At 59.1% G+C, this 18,770-nt stretch carries 15 protein-coding genes; 7 read left to right on the top strand and 8 right to left on the bottom strand.

Going from position 1 to position 18,770, the window contains the following annotated elements; all coding sequences use genetic code 11:
* The 4 genes from tssM to QQL78_RS21200 are packed head-to-tail and all read left to right on the top strand — an operon-like array spanning position 1 to position 7,163.
* A complete protein-coding gene (gene tssM, locus QQL78_RS21215; protein ID WP_284376851.1) occupies positions 1 to 3,624 on the top strand; it encodes a type VI secretion system membrane subunit TssM in 3,624 nt (1,207 codons plus the stop codon).
* A gap of 1 nt (position 3,625) precedes the next feature.
* A complete protein-coding gene (gene tagF / locus QQL78_RS21210; RefSeq protein WP_284376849.1) occupies positions 3,626 to 4,309 on the top strand; it encodes a type VI secretion system-associated protein TagF in 684 nt (227 codons plus the stop codon).
* Positions 4,306 to 5,109, top strand: a complete 804-nt coding sequence (locus QQL78_RS21205; protein WP_284376847.1) for a PP2C family protein-serine/threonine phosphatase — start codon at positions 4,306 to 4,308, stop codon at positions 5,107 to 5,109. Before tagF ends, QQL78_RS21205 begins: the two co-directional genes overlap by 4 nt.
* 32 nt (positions 5,110 to 5,141) lie before the next feature.
* Positions 5,142 to 7,163, top strand: coding sequence for a serine/threonine-protein kinase (locus tag QQL78_RS21200; RefSeq protein WP_284376845.1), 2,022 nt, complete (start codon positions 5,142 to 5,144; stop codon positions 7,161 to 7,163).
* A 9-nt stretch (positions 7,164 to 7,172) separates the two neighbouring features.
* On the opposite strand, the gene QQL78_RS21195 is transcribed toward QQL78_RS21200, so the two are convergent.
* The 6 genes from QQL78_RS21195 to QQL78_RS21170 form a co-directional block, all read right to left on the bottom strand.
* Positions 7,173 to 8,546, bottom strand: a complete 1,374-nt coding sequence (locus QQL78_RS21195) for a serine/threonine protein kinase (RefSeq protein WP_284376843.1) — start codon at positions 8,544 to 8,546, stop codon at positions 7,173 to 7,175.
* On the bottom strand, positions 8,543 to 8,947 hold the full coding sequence (locus QQL78_RS21190; RefSeq protein ID WP_284376841.1) for a biopolymer transporter ExbD: 405 nt from the start codon (positions 8,945 to 8,947) through the stop codon (positions 8,543 to 8,545). Before QQL78_RS21190 ends, QQL78_RS21195 begins: the two co-directional genes overlap by 4 nt.
* A 1-nt stretch (position 8,948) precedes the next feature.
* Positions 8,949 to 9,452, bottom strand: coding sequence for an ExbD/TolR family protein (locus QQL78_RS21185; RefSeq protein WP_284376840.1), 504 nt, complete (start codon positions 9,450 to 9,452; stop codon positions 8,949 to 8,951).
* Positions 9,421 to 10,062, bottom strand: coding sequence for a MotA/TolQ/ExbB proton channel family protein (locus QQL78_RS21180; RefSeq protein ID WP_284376839.1), 642 nt, complete (start codon positions 10,060 to 10,062; stop codon positions 9,421 to 9,423). The genes QQL78_RS21185 and QQL78_RS21180 overlap by 32 nt, the downstream gene beginning before the upstream one ends.
* Positions 10,063 to 10,111: 49 nt before the next feature.
* Positions 10,112 to 10,540 carry a hypothetical protein gene (locus tag QQL78_RS21175; RefSeq protein WP_284376838.1) on the bottom strand — a complete coding sequence of 143 codons (429 nt, stop codon included), beginning with the start codon at positions 10,538 to 10,540 and terminating at the stop codon, positions 10,112 to 10,114.
* Between the two features lie 141 nt (positions 10,541 to 10,681).
* Entirely contained in the window at positions 10,682 to 11,194 is a 513-nt protein-coding gene (locus QQL78_RS21170) for a hypothetical protein (RefSeq protein ID WP_284376836.1), read from the bottom strand.
* Positions 11,195 to 11,358: 164 nt separating this feature from the next.
* On the opposite strand from QQL78_RS21170, the gene QQL78_RS21165 reads away from it, so the two are divergent.
* The 3 genes from QQL78_RS21165 to QQL78_RS21155 all read left to right on the top strand — a co-directional run bounded on the left by QQL78_RS21165 (position 11,359) and on the right by QQL78_RS21155 (position 15,635).
* Entirely contained in the window at positions 11,359 to 11,778 is a 420-nt protein-coding gene (locus tag QQL78_RS21165; RefSeq protein ID WP_284376834.1) for a DUF1036 domain-containing protein, read from the top strand.
* A 158-nt stretch (positions 11,779 to 11,936) separates the two neighbouring features.
* Positions 11,937 to 13,298 carry a hypothetical protein gene (locus tag QQL78_RS21160; RefSeq protein ID WP_284376833.1) on the top strand — a complete coding sequence of 454 codons (1,362 nt, stop codon included), beginning with the start codon at positions 11,937 to 11,939 and terminating at the stop codon, positions 13,296 to 13,298.
* 3 nt (positions 13,299 to 13,301) lie between these two features.
* Entirely contained in the window at positions 13,302 to 15,635 is a 2,334-nt protein-coding gene (locus tag QQL78_RS21155; RefSeq protein WP_284376831.1) for a M23 family metallopeptidase, read from the top strand.
* A 9-nt stretch (positions 15,636 to 15,644) separates the two neighbouring features.
* Here the strand turns inward: QQL78_RS21155 and QQL78_RS21150 are convergent, their stop codons facing one another.
* The gene (locus tag QQL78_RS21150; protein ID WP_284376829.1) at positions 15,645 to 16,085 is read right to left on the bottom strand and encodes a hypothetical protein; all 441 of its coding nucleotides are present in this window, start codon (positions 16,083 to 16,085) and stop codon (positions 15,645 to 15,647) included.
* Between the two features lie 20 nt (positions 16,086 to 16,105).
* Entirely contained in the window at positions 16,106 to 18,766 is a 2,661-nt protein-coding gene (gene tssH / locus QQL78_RS21145; protein ID WP_284376827.1) for a type VI secretion system ATPase TssH, read from the bottom strand.
* Between the last annotated feature and the right edge of the window lie 4 nt (positions 18,767 to 18,770).

Genomic DNA, 18,770 nt, shown 5'->3' with positions numbered 1-18,770 from the left:
ATGCGCGCGATCTTTAATCCGGTGGTCAGGCTGTTCCGGCTATTGCAACGGATGTTCAAATCCAAATGGGGCAAAGCGTTTCTGATCCTCTGCGGATTTCTGGCCATTTTTGCCGCCATCTGGTTCGGTTTTCCGCTGAGTGGGTATGCGCCAATCAGCACTGTCTTTGCCCGACTGGCGTCGATTGCAGGCATCCTTGGCCTGATTGGTCTGATCTATCTGCTGCGCTGGCGGTCCCGGCGCAAGAAGGCGCGCAAGCTGGAAGAAAGCCTGCTGCCGGACCAGACCGGCGATGGCAAGGTGCTGGCCGAGAATATGAAACTGGCGCTGGACAAGCTGAAGAAATCCGGCGGCAAGAATTACCTCTATGACCTGCCATGGTATGTGATTATCGGCCCCCCCGGTGCGGGCAAGACAACGGCACTGCGCAACTCCGGGATAGAATTTCCGGGGCTGGATGCGATGCCCGAACAGGGCGGCGGTTTTGGTGGTACGCGCAATTGCGATTGGTGGTTTGCGGAAGATGCCGTTCTGATCGACACGGCGGGGCGTTATACCACGCAGGACAGTGATGCCATCGCAGACGAGGCAAGCTGGGGCTCTTTCCTTAATCTGCTGAAAAACGGCCGCCCTGATCAGCCGATCAATGGGGTTATTCTGGCGTTTTCGGTGGAGCAAATGTTGAACGCCACGCCAGAGGACCTTGCCGCGCATGCGCAGACCGTGCGCAAACGCTTGGGCGAGATCCACGAACAGCTTAAGATCGACTTTCCAGTTTACGTGCTGTTCACCAAGGCCGATCTGATCGCAGGTTTTCGCGAATATTTTGCCAGTTTCAGCACCATGCGACGCAAAAGCGTTTGGGGTGTGACTTTCCAGACCAAGGACCGCAAGGCAGAGACCTACAAGAATGTTGAGGCCGAATTTGACGCGCTTCTTGCCCGCTTGAGTGACGAGGTCATCGACCGGATGAACGAAGAACCCGATGGCGTCAGCCGTATTGCGATCTTTGGTCTGCCTGGCCAGATGGCAATGATGCGGGCCAATGTGGCTGAATTTATCCGGCAGGTGTTTGAGCCGACACGTTACAAAACCAACGCCATTCTACGTGGGTTCTATTTCAGCTCCGGCACACAGGAAGGCACGCCGATTGATCAGGTTCTGGGCGCGATGTCGCGCAATCAGGATGGCATTGAGTTCCAGCCCTCATTCATGTCGGGCAAGGGGAAATCGTTCTTCCTGCATGATCTCCTGAAACGGGTGATCTTTGAGGAACGTGACTGGGTCAGTTTTGACTACAAGGCGATCCGGCGTGCGCGGATTTTGCGCACCGGCGCGGTTGGCATTATTGTCGGGGCAACCATGGCGGCGATGGGCGCTTTCGGCTTCAGCTTCTGGCAAAACGCCACCTTGTTGCGCACCGCTGATCTGGAAACGCAAAGCTATTTCAGCAAAGCCCGCCGCGAGATTTCACGCCCCGTGGTTGATAGCACCGACCCTTCCGTCATCCTGTTGCACCTTGAAGATTTGCGCAACATGACTGCCGGTTATGGCGACACCCGCGAGCCGCCGGTTTGGGAGGGGTTTGGCCTGTCACGCCATAGCGAAGTGTCACTGGCTGCGGATCGGGCCTATTCTGACGGGCTGGAGCGGATGCTGCGGCCGCGTATGATCCTGCATCTTGAGAATGAGATACCGCAGCTGATTGCGGATAAGGAAACCGGCGGCATCTATCGTGCGCTTAAGGTTTATCTGCTGCTGGGCGGACAGGGCGAAGGGCAGGGCGATGATGCTGCCATCAAGGCCTATTTCGAAGAGGTCTGGGGCCAGTTGTTTTCCGGTCCGGGTCAAGGGGATGAGCGGGACAGGATCAATGCCCATCTGGCCGCGATGCTGACGCTGGACGAGGATCGCTTGCCGGCGCTGGACATCGACGCCGAGATTGTGCGCAGCGCGCGCGAAGCGATCGTGAATCTGCCACTGGCGGATCAGGCCTATGCCTCGATCAAGGACCGCGCGGTGACCTCGGGTGTGCCGGACTTCAATCTGGTGGAACGGGTGTCGGGACAGGTGGAGCGGGTGTTTGAAACCACCGACGGCAGCCCGCTGGATTCAGTAGGCGTGCCGGGGATCTATACGTTTGAAGGATATTGGGGTTTCTTTCTGGAAGAACTGACCTCGGCGCGGGACCGTTTGCGCGATGATCAATGGGTGCTGGGCGAAGCCGCAGGGCGCGTCGGATATGAGGCGCAGCTGTCCAATCTGGAACGCGATTTACATCGCGCCTACCGGATCGAATTTAACGAAGCCTGGCGCGAGATGTTTGGCCGTATCGGCCTTGGTCCGCTTTCCACCGATGCCCCAAGTTATGATGCGCTGGCGGTTCTGTCATCCTCCGTGGCCTCACCTTTGTTGGAATATGTAGAAGCGGTAGAGGAAGAAACCCGGCTGACACGGCTTTATGACCAGATTGGCGACATCTCTGCCGAACAGATTGCCAGTGGTGCGCTAAGTGACGGCATGGGGGACGCGGTGTTCCGGCGAATCTACAGCCAGTCCGGTGTGTTCCAGCGGGTTGTGCTGGATAACATTGCCAAAAAGGGCAAGGTCCAGACCCGCGCAGGCAATGCCGTGGCAGAGGATACCCAGCGCCGTCAGGTCGAGCGGATGAGTGATGATTTCGCCCAATGGCATGCTTTGCTGAAAGGTGAGGCCCCAAATCGTCCGATTGATGTGATCCTCGTCAATCTGGCGGATCTGCGTGAAAACCGGCGCCAGTCTGCCGTTGCGCCGACGCCTGCGGATGAAACCATGCTGAGCCAGTCCCTATCGGCGCTGACCCGCAACAATACCGCGCTGCCCGATGATCTGGCGCGGATGCTGAACGAGGTTGATACGGAATTCCGTGCGGTGGCCACAGCGGCCACCATGACGCAGCTGAACCGGGCCTTGAATGATGATGTCTCTCAGTTTTGCCGTGACCTGATCGCGCCGCTTTATCCCTTCGGCACCGGGCGGCATCTGTCACCCGCGGTATTCGGTCAATTCTTTGGCCCCGGCGGGCGGATGGACACGTTTTATACCTCCTATCTGCAACCCCATGTGATCCGTGGCGCGGATGGGTTGGCACCGGCACCGGACAGCGCCATCGGCCAGACGCTTTCGCCAGCCGCGCTGAAGCAGTTTGACCGCGCACAGGCGATCCAGCTGGCGTTTTTCGCGACAGGTTCGTCAGAGCCCAAGGTGGATATGTCCGTGACCCACCTCAGTTCTTCACCCTCTGTCGAACTGGCGATCCTGTCGATGAACGGCGGGTCGGTGCGCACCCAGCCTGACAGCATTCCCGCCGCACTAAGCTGGCCGGGTCAAAGCTCTGGCGTGGCGCTGGAGCTGTTTCCCGGTGCGGATGATCGCCAATCCAACATCACCTTTGCAGAAGGGCGTTGGGACATTGTGAACTTTCTGCGCAAAGGACGGTCCCGTGTCAGCAATAACGTGGTAGATGTGACCCATGATGTGGGCGGGCGCACGATCACCTACCGGATTGAATTCAACAGCACCACGGTGCCGTTTCTGATGCGCGAGCTGGCAGACTTTTCCTGCCCCGCGTCACTGGAGCAATAGGATGGGCAAGGCCGTTATCGGTATCATGGGCAAACATCCCGGCTACGGTGATTTCCTTCAGGCGGGTGTTTCCGAACAGCTGGTTGATGTGATGAACAGCTGGCTTGATGCCTGCCTGCCGGTGCTGCGGGATCAGATGGGCGAGGGGTGGGGCCCGTTCTGGGACGGGGCGCAGGATCTGCGGTTCTGGATCGGACGTGGTGTGCTGGGGCAAACGGTGGTGGGCCTGCTGCATCCTTCGCGGGATCGCGTGGGCCGGCGTTTTCCCTTGATCCTGTTGGCCAGTGGCGCGGATGTGCCGGTGCCTTTGGGTGATGCGGCGGATCAATCCCCCTGGGAAGCCATGGCTGCGCATTTGGATCAGATGGAAGCAGGTCAAGGTGCGGCGGCATTGCTGGAGGGTGTGAACATCGAGATTGTCGCCGAAGGGGAAAGCCATGCAGCCGTGGGGCCAACCCTCTGGGCGCATCACCCGGAGGGCAATCTGGAGGCCTTGCTGGCCTCTGCTGCCGGACCGGATGCGGCGCGGGCGCAATTAACCCGCTCTTATTGGTGGGCGACGGGATCGCAGGGCAAAGAGGGGGATCGCGCGGCGACATGGCTGGGCTGTCCCGGTCTGCCCGAAGCGCAGGCCCTGGGCTGGCTCTTGGGTGGCGTGGCGGGCGAAACGGGGGCACAAACGTGAACCGAAACGATTACTTCACCTTTGAGACTGGGCAGGGCAGCGATGTTGGCTGTAAACGCAAGGTCAACGAAGACAGCTATCTTGCACGGCCCGAATACGGGCTTTGGGTGGTTGCCGATGGCATGGGCGGCCATGCAGCGGGTGATTTCGCCAGTCAAACCATTGTGCATGAGCTTAATTCGATCGGGCTAGCGGTTTCTGCGGATGATCTGGTGGCGCGTTTCGACCAGCGCTTGACACGGGCCAATGATGTGATCCGCGCGCAGGCCGCGAAACTGGAAAGTGGGATGATCGGTGCCACAGTTGCCGCACTTCTGGTGCATCAAACCCAATTTGACTGTATCTGGTCAGGTGACAGCCGGTTGTATCTGCTGCGCGACGGACAGTTGATCCAGCAGACCCGCGATCATACAGAGGCACGCGCATTGCTGGATGCTGGGTCGATTACCGCGGAAGAGGCGGCGAACTGGCCGCGCAAAAATGTCATTACCCACGCGGTTGGTGTCAGCGAAAAACCGATTTGTGAACGGGTCACTGGTGAATTGCAGCTTGGTGATTTGTTTCTGATCTGCTCGGACGGGTTGACAGAACACATCGCGGATGCGGAAATTGCAGAAGTGTTGCTGAGGTATCCACCGCAAGAGGCTTGCGCGCAACTTATCGAAGAGACAGTGAGGCGGGGTGCACGTGATAATGTCACGGTTATCGCGATGCGCTGCTCTGATGCGCCTCCACCGGCGGAAGATGAGATGTTGTATGATCTCGATAACAGTAGTTTAGATACAGGGTCGATATTGTGAGCGGGAAAGACAACAGCAAGGGAAACCAAAGCGTGCCACCGGTATCGGACGATGAGGACGACGATAAGACACGGATCGTAAGCCGCCCCCCCGCGCAGCCGCCCGAAGAGGATGCCGAACGCACCCAGTTCGAGGCGCATCCGTCGGCCAATACGCCGGACCCGCAACAGGCACCTGCGCAGAACGCGCCAAAGGATGATCTGCCACCGCTTGATCCGCCTGTCGGGGCACCACCCGTGCAACCGCAAACCACTGCACTTGGTATCGGCACCACAATCAACAACAACTACCGCATTGAACAGGTTCTGAAATCCGGCGGCATGGGCGCGGTGTATCGCGGTGTGGAAATTGGCACCGGTGATCCGGTTGCGATCAAGGCGATCCTGCCCGAACTGGCCGAGGATGAAAAAGCCGGGCTGATGTTCAAACGCGAGGCCCGCACCCTGCGCCAGCTCGCTCATGAGGCGATTGTTCGCTACTACAACTATGTCCACGACCGCGATCTGGACCAATATTTCCTGGTGATGGAGTTTATCGAGGGCATTCCGCTGTCGGATCACATCAAGGAATTTGGTGCCCTTCCTGTTCCTGCGGTGATGACACTGCTGAAGCGGTTGAGCAGCGGCTTGTCCAAAGCGCACGCGCAAGGGGTGACCCATCGCGACCTGTCGCCGGATAATGTCATGCTGCCCGGTGGTGACGTGAGTCAGGCCAGGTTGATCGATTTTGGCATCGCCAAATCAACGGTTGTGACCGAGGGCACAACCCATGGGCAATTTGCCGGCAAGTATAAATATGTTGCGCCCGAACAGCTGGGCGGGGGTGAGGTCAGCTCGCCCGCGGATATTTACGGGCTGGCGCTGCTGACCGCTGCGGCGGCAATTGGTACACCGCTTGATATGGGCAGCTCCATCGTTGTAGCGGTGCAATCGCGGCTGACCATACCGGATCTTTCCGCGGTGCCGATGGCGCTGCGCCCGATCCTCAGCCATATGCTGGAGCCGGACGAAACCCGTCGCCCTGCCTCGATGGATCTGGTGGGCCAGATGGTGGATCACCCAGAGCTGATACCGGCGGCCTATCGGGAAGGTGTGGGGTTTTATCCGGCGGAAACCACCGGCACCGGTCAATTCACCGCCCCGCCTCATGGGTTGCAAATGCCGGGGACGGCAATGACCCAAAGAAGTATTTACCCCAGCACCATTTCACCACAGACGATGGGCCCCGCCACCCTGCCAGAGCCGGAACCGGAAACCAGCGGTGGTAACAAGGCGCTGGGGCTGCTGGTTGGCTCCTTTGTGGTGATCAGCGCGGCAGTAGGGTTTGGTGCATGGCAGATGGGCATGTTTGGCGAGGCCCCGCCGCCACCCGCATCGGGCATAGACCTTGGGGCGCAAACCGCTGGCATGCCGGCAAGACGGACCAATACCCGTGCCGGTTTTCTGGCAGATTTCGATGCCGGGCGCTGCACGTTTCTAACGCGCGTGCCGGCTGGCCGTAACGCGGGGATGATCGAGGTATTTTCACAAACCGGAGAAGAGCTGGCCGGGCTGCCAGTTGCCTATGAAGAGAAATTTGGCGCCCGCCCTGCCATCCTGCCGCGCCAGATCACGCCGGATCAATGTGCCGCGCTTGAGTTCACTCATGCGCTTCAGGGGCGCGGGCGAGAGGCCCCACGGATCGAGATGACAAAAGACGAGATGATCTCGGGGCAGGCGACAACTGTGCGGATCGGCGACATCGGGCGACAGTCGGTCTGGGCCGCGCTGATCACCCCAAGTGGGGCGCTTTTCAACCTGACGGAACGGTTATCGGATCCGGTGGGCGGGCAACGCAGTCTGAACTTCGGATTGACGCTGGCCAAGGGATCAGAGGCGGTGCCGCAACTGGTATTGGTTGTCGCCAGTGACAGCCCCTTGGCGCGCACGGCAACGGCGGGTGATGGCATCCCTGCGGCCGAACTGCTGGCCTTGGTGTTGGAAGAAATTTCCGGTCGCAAGGGCGCGGCATCGGCAAGTTTGGGGTATGTCAAATTACTGCCGCCGGAAGACTAGGCCCGAATTCTAGCGCACATCAAAAGTTGCAACCGCAAGGGCTGCCTGACTGGCTACCTCGCCGGATAATTCTGAAAATACATCCTGCGCCAGCTGTCCGGCGCGGTCCCTAATCTCCATGGCGGGGCGGCGGGTGGCGATTGCCAGCAGGATTTGCTTGGTGTCACGCGGCGCACCCGGACGGGTGACCGGCACATCAAAGCGCGCAAAATTCCCGGAGAACGACATAAAGCGTTGCAGATCCTGAACCACGCCGTTGTTATCAACCAACACCAAGGTGACATAACGCCCCGCAGTGCCCCGCAGGACGCCGGTCAGATTGCCACCGGAAGGCACCTCGGCGGCATCAAGGCGCAGACCCAATTGGGTCGCAGGATAATCACGGTTCAGCCGGACATAATTCAGCGCGGCACATTGGCGATCATCAATCAACACGCGGGTCTGGCGAATGTCGGTGTCTTCCTCCGTCAGCACCGCGTCACTGAAGCGCGCCATTGCGGCATCGGAATTGGCAATCAACGCCAGTCCGACACCCTCTGTCCCGTCCCGCCGGGGCAATGCCAACAGACACGGATCGGTCACAGAGGTTTTGATCCTGCGCAACAGATCCCCCACCGCGATATCCTGTGCTGAAGGCGCCGGTGCCGCGACTTTGGGTTTGGGCGGGTTGATTTCAGGCCGGCGCCCCACGGCGGTAACCACCGTACTGGCAGCCGCAGCCGGGCGCACAACCTCGGTCTGGCTGGGCACACGGGTGACAGTTTCCGCGCCAGAGGGAACCGGCGTGGCGATCAACCCGGCTGTGCCTTCCGGCACGATCGGGCTTAACGCTGGCGCTGTGGGCAGGGCAGTGACGGTTTCGGGGATCAGCGGACCGGTATCCAGCGGCTCGGGTGCCGCCGGTATGATCGGTTCGATGGTTTCTGGCTCTGCTTCAACAGGTGCGGCGGCGATGGCCTCAAGAGCCTCAGGCGTTTCTGGTTCCAGAGCAGCGGGTTCTTCAACCTCTGGTGTGATCGGTTCCGGTTCCACCGGATCGGGTGCCACCGGTTCTGCGGCGATGGTTTCTTCCGGCGCAAGGGCTGCCAGTTCCTCGGGTTCAGCATCTTCAAGGGTTTCGGGGGTGGCAGGATCAATCCCATCCCCGTCATCAGCCCCGGCTTCACCTTCCTGCTCCAGCAAACCGGCAATTGTATCGCTGTCTAGGGGGGCAATGGTGATGGTATATTCAGGCCGCTCCTCTGGATCGGGGGCGGCGACGGCCAGCACATTCTGCAACCCACCAAACCCAATGGCGATTGCGGCACCGTGCAGCACAACAGCCCCTGCCGTTGCCGCCCACCAGCCGCCGGGGCGGCTGCCATGATAGGGTAGAAAACTCATGTCCCTTCACGCCGGTGAATGGTGACCAGCCGGATATCAAGGTTTTCCATACCGGGTCGGTTGACCAGTTTCAGCAGATCAAGGGCAGGTGCCGTGCGGTCAATCAGCACATGCAGAACACTATGCCCGACCATGGCCTGCGGCAGCCCCTCCACCGCCAGTTCCGCGCCATCCAGTGTCAACCTGCCGTCTTCCTCGACAATCAGCACCGGTTTGGGCAGCTGATCAATCGGCAAATCACGGGTTTCTGATATCCGCACACCTTCATCCGGTGTGCTGACCAGCGACCCCGTAGCAAGGAAAAACAGGATCAGCAGCAGCACGATATTCACGATGAACAGCGATACATCAGGCCGGATCGGTTCACGTGGACGGGGCAGGGGGCGACGACGGGGTGCCATATCAGAATTCCTCCCCAATGCTGACCTGAACCGAGGCGACTTCGGCAGCGCTGAGGCGGGCCAGAACCGTCGTGATATCCTGCACCTGTGCAGAGGGTCGTACAATCAGGACAACCGAGCCGGGGGAGCCGGCAGTGCCCAGGGCACCGGCAAGATCATCCAGCGCATCAAAGCCAAAACGCTGGCCGCCAACCAGAACGGCCTCTGCTTCGATGGTCCAAAGCGCCACATCTTCCGCCTGCTCAGGGGCGGGTGGTTCGGGGTCTTCGCCTTCTTCTCCAGCAACGCTTGGGCCGGCATCCACCTGGGCCTGCGCGCTTTGAAAAGGCAGCAGGGAATAGGGCGTCAGTCCAGAGGACAACATGAAGAAAATCAACAGCTGAAACATGGCATCGGCCAAAGGCGTCAATGCGAAGCGGTAGTTTGTACGCCGCTGGGGTAGATTGAGGGAAAAGCCGCTTGCCACGCCCCCACTATGCCTTTGCGGTTGGGTCAACCCGACCATAGATCGCGGCAGAAATGGCCGCCTCGATCAGGTTGCGTTCACGGTCGATCCGGCTTTCGAACCAGCTGGCAAAGAAATAAGCGATCAGCGCAATCGCCAGACCCACCGCGGTGGTCGTAAGCGCGGTCCAGATGCCCCCGGCAAGGGCCGCAGGATCAACACCACCATCCGACAGGGACAGGACCGAAAAGGCATCAATCATGCCGATCACTGTCCCCAGTAGACCCAGCATCGGGGCGGCCTGTACCACCATTTCCAACAAACGCATCTTTTCGGTCATCCGTGCCAGTTCGATCACAGCGGTCTGGCGGCCCAGCTCTTCTGCATAGGCGGTTTCGCCCGGTTTGGCCTGCACGCCGGAAAACACCGCCTGCAGGATGCGCGACAGGACCGATTTGCGATCTGACGCCAGCCGCATGGCATCGTCGCCACGCCCAGACAGCCAGGTATCAAGGATCTCTTCGGCGCGGTGTCGTTTACCGACCCCGATCCGGGCAAACTGCACCAGTTTGAAAACCGAAACGGTGACCGACATCAGGGACAATACCGCCAATGCAAGAAAAACCACCAAGGTGGCAGGGTTCAAAGACGTCCCAAAGAACTGTTCCATAACATCCTTTCCATCGTCATCCGTGCCAGGGCACGCCGTGATCCAAAGATCAGATGCCGAACTGAATTGCTGTGCGTGAAGAGGCGGTCAGGGCCTGCATGCAAATTGGGGCCTCTGAACCGGCAACGACACAGGCCGCTGCGTCATTGACCACAATGCGCGAAATCGCCCCGCAGGGGGTTCCGGCCAGATCAAATTGCAAGATCTTGGTCTTGCCTTCAATCAGATCACCGAACTCCAGCACCAACAGGCGTGTCACGGCCCCTTGGGAATCAAAAACCGCCACTTCATAGGCGGTTCTATCCAAGGCATTTCCGGTTCTGTTGGCGGCAACATAGGTCAGACGGCAGCTGCCCGCCTCGGTCTCAGTTGCACCATTTAATTCCAGCGAAAATACAGGGGTTTCCTGTGCAAAAGAGGCCGTTGAGAATGTGAGGGCGGCGGCGACGGTGGCGGCAAAAATACGTTTAAATAACATCAATCTTCCTTGCAAATTCGTTAAACAATTGCATGACCATAGCGCCGCGAACCGGGCGACAAGTCAATCGGAATCATGAGATAAACCGTGTTTTTCTGATATGAAATCGGAAATTTGCAACCAAGGGAATGATGATGGACGCTAGCGGAAAACGCCAATCAGAAATCCGGGGTTTGGTTGATTGTTCATGCTGCGCTGCTTTACTGCGGGCATGGGAACGGTACGCGGTTCGGCGACTCGTCTGGCCTGCGGCATTGAAGCCGCTGCCGGTTTCACCTCTCGGGGAATGACGGGCGCGTCAAACACCAGATCACCAGAGGCATGCGCAGTATGGGTGGTTGTATTGCCCCGTGATTTGGGACGGTGGCCGGTTTCAGGGGCCAGCTCCGATCCGAAAAGCCGCCAGCGCAGGACATTGGCTCGCGAAACGTCTTTGGAAACGATATTCGACATTTCTTCCGCTGTAGGAGTCTCTGCGGTCTGTGCAGATTCAACAGGCCATGCAAGCCGGCCAAGTTCGGCATTGTCAGGCGCGAAAGGTTCAGGCGAAGAAATTGCCGCCTTGCCCGCAGATCCATGTGCATTGGACAGGCCGATGCCGCCGCCAACGGTCAGGATCACCAACCCGATTGTTATGCCTACAAAACGTATCATGACCTCTATATAGCCTATATCACTTGGTTTTTCAGCTTTTTTATCGGGGCCTGTCAAATTTGTGGTATATTCCCCACGCTGCCCTACTGAAGCATTTGAATCCATTGCCTTCTCGGGATCAATTCTGGCCACGTATCTTGGAAACTCTTGTGACAGGACAGGTAATGCAGAGGAAACTGATCCGCCTTGTGGCATGCGCGGTGGGAATATCCCCGTTTCTGCCGATCCGGGCCGAGGCGCAATTTGCGGTCTGCAATCAAACCTTTGATGTGATCAACGTTGCCTTGGGGGCCTATGAACGCAGGGCATTCAACACCTCTGGCTGGTGGACGATTGGCCCCAACCAATGTGCCAATGTCATCGACGAAACTTTGACGGCGCGCTATTTTTATGTGTTTGCCAAGGATGTCTTTGGTCGTGAGGTGCTGACAGGGGCTACACCGATGTGCGTTGCCCCGGACCGTTTTGAGATCAGGGGCGAGGGGGATTGCCTTGTGCGCGGTTTGATTGAGGCGCGGTTTCACGAGGTGGACACCCGCAAAAGCGAACGCTGGACTCTCTTTATCTATCCGCCACCAAATTGATGTTTTTCCAGGCCTCAAATTCCAATCGCGACTCGCCCTTGAGCGGATTTTCGATGTAGGATGATCTCAAAGACAGGAGCTCGGGCACGATGATCCCCTCTCGACCATGCTGGAATCTGCGCAAATGGGCGGCATCCTTGGGATGTGCGGCCGGAATAATGATGTCGACACCGGCCATCGCGCAAAACTGGCAGGGCATCGTGATCGGCCAGTCCGGTCCGGCGGTGCCAAATGCCTTTGCGGATGCTTTCCATGTTGCCGGTGCGCTACGCAATGGCGGGTTAGATATGGTTCAGATGTTGCGCGACCAGCCGCGCGATGCGGTTCTGGCGGCCCTTGATCTGTTGGGCAGTGACGATCATGCCGTGATTTATCTGACCGGTCCGCTGACACAGGAGGGCACAGCAATTGCGCTGGAAGGGGGCGCATTGCGCTTTGACGATGTGGTCAGCCGTCTGGTTTCTGCGGGTCTGAACAAATTTGCACTGCTTGTCGAAACCTGCCCGGCACAGGATGTCGACCTTGTGCTGCCCTTGCCCCAACCGGGTATCGAAATGCTAAGCGCGGTTTCGGCCCCAACGGGGGAGGCCTGCCCGGACATGGGGCGGCGGATGACGGATCTGCTGAAAGCCGACCTTGAGGCTGACATGACACTGGGTGCTTTGTTGTCGTCTGTGACGGTCACGTCCAACATACAAGAAGACCTTTTGCTGCGCGCGCCCACTGTTGCCGCGCCGGTTGTTTCGCTGATCAGCAATGATGTGGTTTCTAGTTCCGCCAGTGCAGTGGTTTCGCTGACGCCGGTCACCGCACCATCGGCGGGTGTGGCCCTGCTGCCGGTTGCGTTGGAAGCGCCGGCGCCGGCATCATCACCGGATGCCGGTGAGGTTGTGATTTTTGCCCCTACGCCACAGGCGCAGCAGGCAGCCTTGCCTCGCGCTGCCGGGTTGCCAGAGCCGTCGATTATCGTGGGCATTATCGAGCATCTTACCCTTGCGTCCTTTTCCCCTGCTGAACCACTGGGCGACGTGACCAGTAATGAAATAAGCTACGAAAATCTGGAGGCGCGCCGCACCCTGCGGGAACAGGACGCCGGATTATTCGCGAGCCTGGTGGGGTCAGGTGCCTTTGATCCACCAGCGCCCTTGCTGGCGACAGCGCTCCAGACAGAGCTTGCGCGGATGGGCTGCTATTCGGCTGGCATTGACGGGCAGTGGGGTCCGGGTTCGCGCCGTTCGGTCGGGCGCTACTTTGATGAGATCGATGGCGTGGAAGCCGTATCACTGGACCCGACCATTGACCTGTTCCGCCAAATCGTTTTGCAAGACGATATCGTCTGTGCCGCACCTGTGGCTGCCGCAGCACCGCGCGCGACCACTGCGCGTTCCACAACCCGGTCCACCAATCGCACAGCAGCCAAGCCGCGTACGACGACACGCCGTGCAGCCCCCAAACCTGCGGCAAAGGCGGCACCCAAGCGAACGATTTCTGGTGGCAGACTGGGCGGCGTGTTCCGGTAACATATGCCGTTTGACGTAGATCCACGTTTCCAAACCACTGCACGACATGCCAAAATCAGACGCCGCCGCCGTTGGGGTCTTCGGGCAGGTGCCGGGGTATTGGCCCTTGGTGTTCTTGCCGGTTTGATCTGGGGGATCACTGGCTGGGGTGCGGATGAGGGGCGCGAGGGGCCTGACCCAACCGAACAGGCACAGAACCCGGAGGATGAGGATGAAACGTTTTCATTGGTGCAAAGTTCCGAAACCGCTCAGGCGTCAATCAATGTTGAGCGGCTGAACTCCTTTATTGATCTGCGCCGCGATCCGATGATCCTGCATTTTGCCGGGTCTGAAAGCGATCTGTCGAAACGACTGCCTGCCCCGGCCAGCTTTGCACAGGGTCGATTGTCCCGTGGTGGTCCCGATGCGGTTCTGGCGCTGAAGGACAGCCTGTTTGTGGCGGAGCGGCGGTTGATCACAACCCTGCCGTCCAGCCGAGATGACTTTGCCCTGTTCAAGGCGCAGCGCAGTCAGGGGTTTCGTGCCACAACAGATCGCAGCGCGGCGGCACCTGTCGCGCAAGGCAAGCTGGTTGCCGTCAAGGAAGACAGCAGCTGGGGCAGCTTGGTTGGATCAGAGGAAAACGGCGCTGATCCGGCTGCTGCGCCTGCGGTCTATGTCGAAACGCAAATTGAAAACACAACCAGCACCGCCGTCACCCTGCGTGAAAGCCAGCGCAGGGTTTTGTATGAGGACGAGGTCATTGTACTACAGGCGGGGCGCAACCTGTCGGACGTGCTGGTCTCTGGCGGGTTGGCTGCGAATGAGGCTGCCAATGCCGCCCGCGCAGCGGAGCAAAAGCTGACCCTGCCCACCCCTCTGCCCGCCGGTTCTGTGGTGGCATTGCGGCTGCGTCCCGATGCCCTTGCAGGTCGGTTGATGCTGATGTCGGTATATGGGCCGGGCGGGTATCTGGCCAGTCTGGCACAGGTGGGAGCGGGGCGGTTTGAACCGGCGGCGGACCCCTGGATCGATGCGGATCTGCTGTCGCGCTCCGGCAAGGTCCGGCAACAGGCGGGCAAACCGGGTGAAGTGCGCCTGCTGGATGCGCTGTATTCCGCCGCGATCCGCAACGGGATGTCGACAGGTATGGTGGGCGAGTTGATTGTACTGATGTCACAGCGGTTCGATCTGGATCGGTTTGTCGCTGACGGGGACGAGTTGGTGGTGCTGCGCGCGGCGGACCCCGGCCCCTTGGGTCGTGGCCTTGGTGAGGTGCTTTATGTCGGCATCCACGGCCCCACGCAGACAATGCGCTGTTATCTTCTGCCCAGCGGGGATGATTTCAGCTGTTTCGACTTCGACGCCCCGTCACAGGGTGGGGCAGGTCTGGGCGGCGGATTTCTGGTGCCTGTGGACGGTGTGAAAACCTCTGGATTTGGGCCACGGCATCATCCGATCCTTAATCAGGTGCGCAATCACAACGGGGTGGATTGGGCGGCCCCAACCGGCACGCCGGTGCTGGCCGTGGCAGCGGGGCGGGTGACCCGGATTGGCGATGGCGGAGGGTATGGCAATGTGATTTATCTGGATCATGGCGGTGGGGTTGAGACGCGATATGCCCATTTGAATGCCTTTGCCAAAGCCTTGAAGAAAGGCAAAATGGTCGCTGCAGGACAGGTCATTGGGTTTGTCGGCACCACAGGGCGCAGCACCGGACCGCATCTGCATTTCGAATTGCACGCGAATGGCACACCGGTTGATCCCTTGACCTATGGTGGCAGCGGCGATGGTCAGGCGACCCAAGCTGTTGATGCGCTGGTGAACCAGATCATTCGTGTGGAAAGTGCCGGTGTGGCAACCGCAAAAAACCCACTTTCGACGGCAACAGGACTGGGGCAGTTTATTCAAAGCACATGGCTCCGCATGATGCGCGACTATCGCCCCGATCTGGTGCGCAAGATGAACCGTGCGCAATTGCTGGCGCTGCGCACTGATCCGGCGCTAAGCCGTGACATGGTGCGCAATCTGGCCCGCGAAAACGAGGCGTTCCTGCGTACGCGCGGCCATCAAATCACTGCCGGGCGTCTGTATCTGGCGCATTTTCTGGGACCAGCGGGCGCGCATATGGCGCTGCGTGCGGATGCGGATGCCTCTGTCCTGTCGGTGATGGGCGCGCAGGTGGTGAATGCAAACCCCTTCCTGCGCGGCAAAAGCATCGCCGACTTACGCGCCTGGTCAGATCGCAAGATGCGGCAGCGGGGCAAAGGACCGGCAGCACCGCCTCCGGTACGGCGCATTCCGCCCGAAGTGATAGCCTATCGTGCCGCAGTGGATGCGATGTTGGTAGAGTTGTGAGATTTGTTGCTAGTTGCCGTATTTCAGAAAGTTTTCCAGCGCTGAAACATCGCCGACACCAACACGAAGGCGCCATTGGGTAGTGAACGGGCCATATTGAACACCAGCCCGGCCAACAGAAGAATATTTCGGGCTGTCGTCGATATAGGCCGAAAACGCGTGTTTCGCCCCGGATTGCACCAGTTTTTTCATCAGTTTGGTGATGGAGCCACTGGGCGCGGCGGACACAAAAGAGGACCAGATATCAAACAGCAGTTTGGCTTTCTCGCTTTTGTCGACAGCGACAAACAGAGCAGCTTGCAAAAACGCGCGGTCACGATTGGTATAAGCTTCCTTGGGCCCTTCAACGCCAAAAAATTCCTTGGCGATGGATGCGTATTCCTCATCGGTGAAATAAAGCTGTTCCGGCGCAAAACGAAGATCATGATAGGTCTGAGAAATTGTAGACATTTCTTGTTTCCTTTTGGTGGCTATTTGAAACTGTAGGAGAAATCATTGTTTTCGACTGACACTTCTACAGAAGCAAAAGCATCCCCTGATACCATCCGGCTCAACACCTGACGGCTGAGGTCGGGCAGGATTGAATTGGTGATGATGTTGTCGATCATCCGCCCGCCGCTATCGGGGTCGCGGCATTGTTCAACAATATGTTCGATCACCCCGTCGGCATAGGTGATCACCGCGCCATGCGCGCCTTTCAGGCGGCGTTCAACAGCGCCGAGTTTCAGTTTGGTAATCCCGGTCAGCACGTCGCGGCCCAGCGGGAAATAGGGGATCGAGACGATGCGGCCCAGAAGTGCGGGGGGGAAAACGTCGAGCTGGAAAGGTTTCATCGCGGCTTCCAGCTCCTCCATATCCGGTGTGGTTTCACCCGCCTCGGCCATTTCCATGATCACGTCGGTGCCGACATTCGAAGTGAGCAAAATGATCGTGTTCTTAAAATCGATCACGCGGCCATTGCCGTCTTCCATGATGCCCTTGTCAAACACCTGAAAGAACAACTCGTGCACGTCGGGGTGTGCTTTTTCGATCTCGTCCAGCAGCACCACGGAATAGGGCTTGCGTCGCACCGCTTCGGTCAATCGTCCGCCTTCGCCATAGCCGACATAGCCGGGAGGTGCCCCTTTCAGCAGGGAAACGGTATGGGCCTCCTGAAACTCGCTCATGTTGATTGTAATGACGTTCTGTTCGCCGCCATAAAGCTGTTCCGCCAAGGCCAGTGCGGTTTCCGTCTTGCCCACGCCGGACGGCCCGCACAGCATGAACACCCCGATGGGTTTATTCGGGTTGGACAGACCGGCGCGGTTGGTTTCGATCCTTTTGGCGATGGCCTTAAGCCCGTGGTCCTGCCCGATGACACGTTCCTGCAAGCGGTCGGCAAGTTGCAGCACGGCCTGCAATTCATCCTGCACCATGCGACCGGCTGGAATGCCTGTCCAGTCGCTGATCACGCTGGCCACGGCTTGCCCGTCGACATGGGCATAGACCATGCGGTTGTCGGGGTTGCCGCCATCCAGCAGCGCCATCTTTTCGTACATTTCCGCACGCGCGGTTTCGGGGTCCAGCGTTTCGCCTGCGTCTTCGTCACTTTCCTGGGCATCCTTGGCAGCGAGGCTTAAGCGCAGCTCCAGAATCCGATCGACAACTTCCTTTTCGGCGGTGAAACTGGCGTCCAGCTCGGCCAGCCGCGCCTCAAACTTGGTCTTTTCCGCTTCGGCCTCGGCGAGCCGCTCCTCGTCGGTTTCGCCCAGATCACGCTCCGCAATCTTGCTGGCGATCTCGCTGCTCAGGGCTTCAATCTTGTCTTTGGTATCTGCGATCCGCGCTGGCACCGAAGCTTGGCTGACCGCAACCCGTGCACAAGCAGTATCCAGCAATGACACAGCTTTATCCGGCAATTGCCGTGCCGGGATATAGCGGTGCGACAGGGAGACCGCCGAAACAATCGCCTCGTCCGAGATGCGCACACCATGATGCGTCTCCATCGGGCCAAGGATGCCGCGCAGCATAAAGCAGCATTGTTCAACCGTAGGCTCATCAACGCCGACCGGTTGGAAACGGCGGGTCAGGGCAGGGTCTTTTTCAAAATACTGGCGGTATTCGGACCATGTGGTCGCCCCGATGGTGCGCAGGGTGCCGCGTGCCAGTGCGGGTTTCAGAATGTTGGCGGCATCCCCCGTGCCCGCCGCACCGCCGGCACCAACCAGCGTATGTGCCTCGTCTATAAACAGGATGATCGGTGTCGGGCTATTCTGCACCTCGTCGATGACGGATTTTAGGCGCTGTTCGAATTCACCTTTCATTGAGGCACCGGCCTGCATCGACTGGATGTCCAGTTCATAGAGCAATGTGCCTTGCAGCTTTGGCGGCACATCGCCGGCGGCCAAAGCCTGTGCAAACCCTTCAACCACGGCGGTTTTACCCACCCCGGCCTCGCCGGTCAGGATCGGGTTGTTCTGGCGACGGCGCAACAACACGTCGATAATCTGGCGGATTTCGTCACCACGCCCTTTGATCGGATCGGTATTGGCGGCCACGGCGGTCATATCCTTGGCGAAGCGTCCCAGCGGCGTGGCGGCCCCTTTGCGATCCTCGCCCGCGCCATCGACACTGGGCGAAGACAGGCCGGAGCCATCCATCGGCGGCATGGTTTCTTCTTCGGAATTGGCCCAAATCGTGCGGCTGTCCTGACTGATTTGCTCTGCCGAGATTTCGTCAAACACCATGGAATAGCGGGTTAACTGGCGTTTCAGATGGGGATCACTCAGCAGGGCCACCAAAACGTGGCCGGTGCGGATTTGCGCTTCGCTAAAGAACAGGGTGGCATAGGTCCACGCGTGGTTCAGCGCATCCGACAGGAAATCGGAAATGCCCGGAGTCTCGGTCACGTTTTTGTCCAGGGCGCTCATCGCCTTGTCGAGGTCTTTCAACACCCGTCCGCGATCGAACCCCAGTTCCGCTAGGGTCACCGACAGATCAGCATCTTTGTTTGACAGGGAATAGAACAGCCAGTGACACAATTCGACAGACCGGTTGCGTTCGCTGCGCGCATGGCGCATCGCCTGCAAAAACGCGTCATAGCCGGCGCGGTTCATCTTGCCGGCGTATTTTTCGATTGTGATCTCGGTCATCGGG

The sequence above is a fragment of the Sulfitobacter pacificus genome, assembly GCF_030159975.1.
GTDB classification, from domain to species: domain Bacteria; phylum Pseudomonadota; class Alphaproteobacteria; order Rhodobacterales; family Rhodobacteraceae; genus Sulfitobacter; species Sulfitobacter pacificus.
This window is presented reverse-complemented; position numbering and strand designations above follow the sequence as displayed.

Coding starts and splice junctions, on each gene's coding strand:
- QQL78_RS21180 (WP_284376839.1), bottom strand. CDS start 10,062: ATGGAACAGTTCTTTGGGACGTCTTTGAACCCTGCCACCTTGGTGGTT.
- QQL78_RS21165 (WP_284376834.1), top strand. CDS start 11,359: ATGCAGAGGAAACTGATCCGCCTTGTGGCATGCGCGGTGGGAATATCC.
- QQL78_RS21185 (WP_284376840.1), bottom strand. CDS start 9,452: ATGGTCGGGTTGACCCAACCGCAAAGGCATAGTGGGGGCGTGGCAAGC.
- tagF (WP_284376849.1), top strand. CDS start 3,626: ATGGGCAAGGCCGTTATCGGTATCATGGGCAAACATCCCGGCTACGGT.
- QQL78_RS21170 (WP_284376836.1), bottom strand. CDS start 11,194: ATGATACGTTTTGTAGGCATAACAATCGGGTTGGTGATCCTGACCGTT.
- QQL78_RS21195 (WP_284376843.1), bottom strand. CDS start 8,546: ATGAGTTTTCTACCCTATCATGGCAGCCGCCCCGGCGGCTGGTGGGCG.
- QQL78_RS21155 (WP_284376831.1), top strand. CDS start 13,302: ATGCCGTTTGACGTAGATCCACGTTTCCAAACCACTGCACGACATGCC.
- QQL78_RS21190 (WP_284376841.1), bottom strand. CDS start 8,947: ATGGCACCCCGTCGTCGCCCCCTGCCCCGTCCACGTGAACCGATCCGG.
- QQL78_RS21160 (WP_284376833.1), top strand. CDS start 11,937: ATGATGTCGACACCGGCCATCGCGCAAAACTGGCAGGGCATCGTGATC.
- QQL78_RS21150 (WP_284376829.1), bottom strand. CDS start 16,085: ATGTCTACAATTTCTCAGACCTATCATGATCTTCGTTTTGCGCCGGAA.
- tssM (WP_284376851.1), top strand. CDS start 1: ATGCGCGCGATCTTTAATCCGGTGGTCAGGCTGTTCCGGCTATTGCAA.
- tssH (WP_284376827.1), bottom strand. CDS start 18,766: ATGACCGAGATCACAATCGAAAAATACGCCGGCAAGATGAACCGCGCC.
- QQL78_RS21175 (WP_284376838.1), bottom strand. CDS start 10,540: ATGTTATTTAAACGTATTTTTGCCGCCACCGTCGCCGCCGCCCTCACA.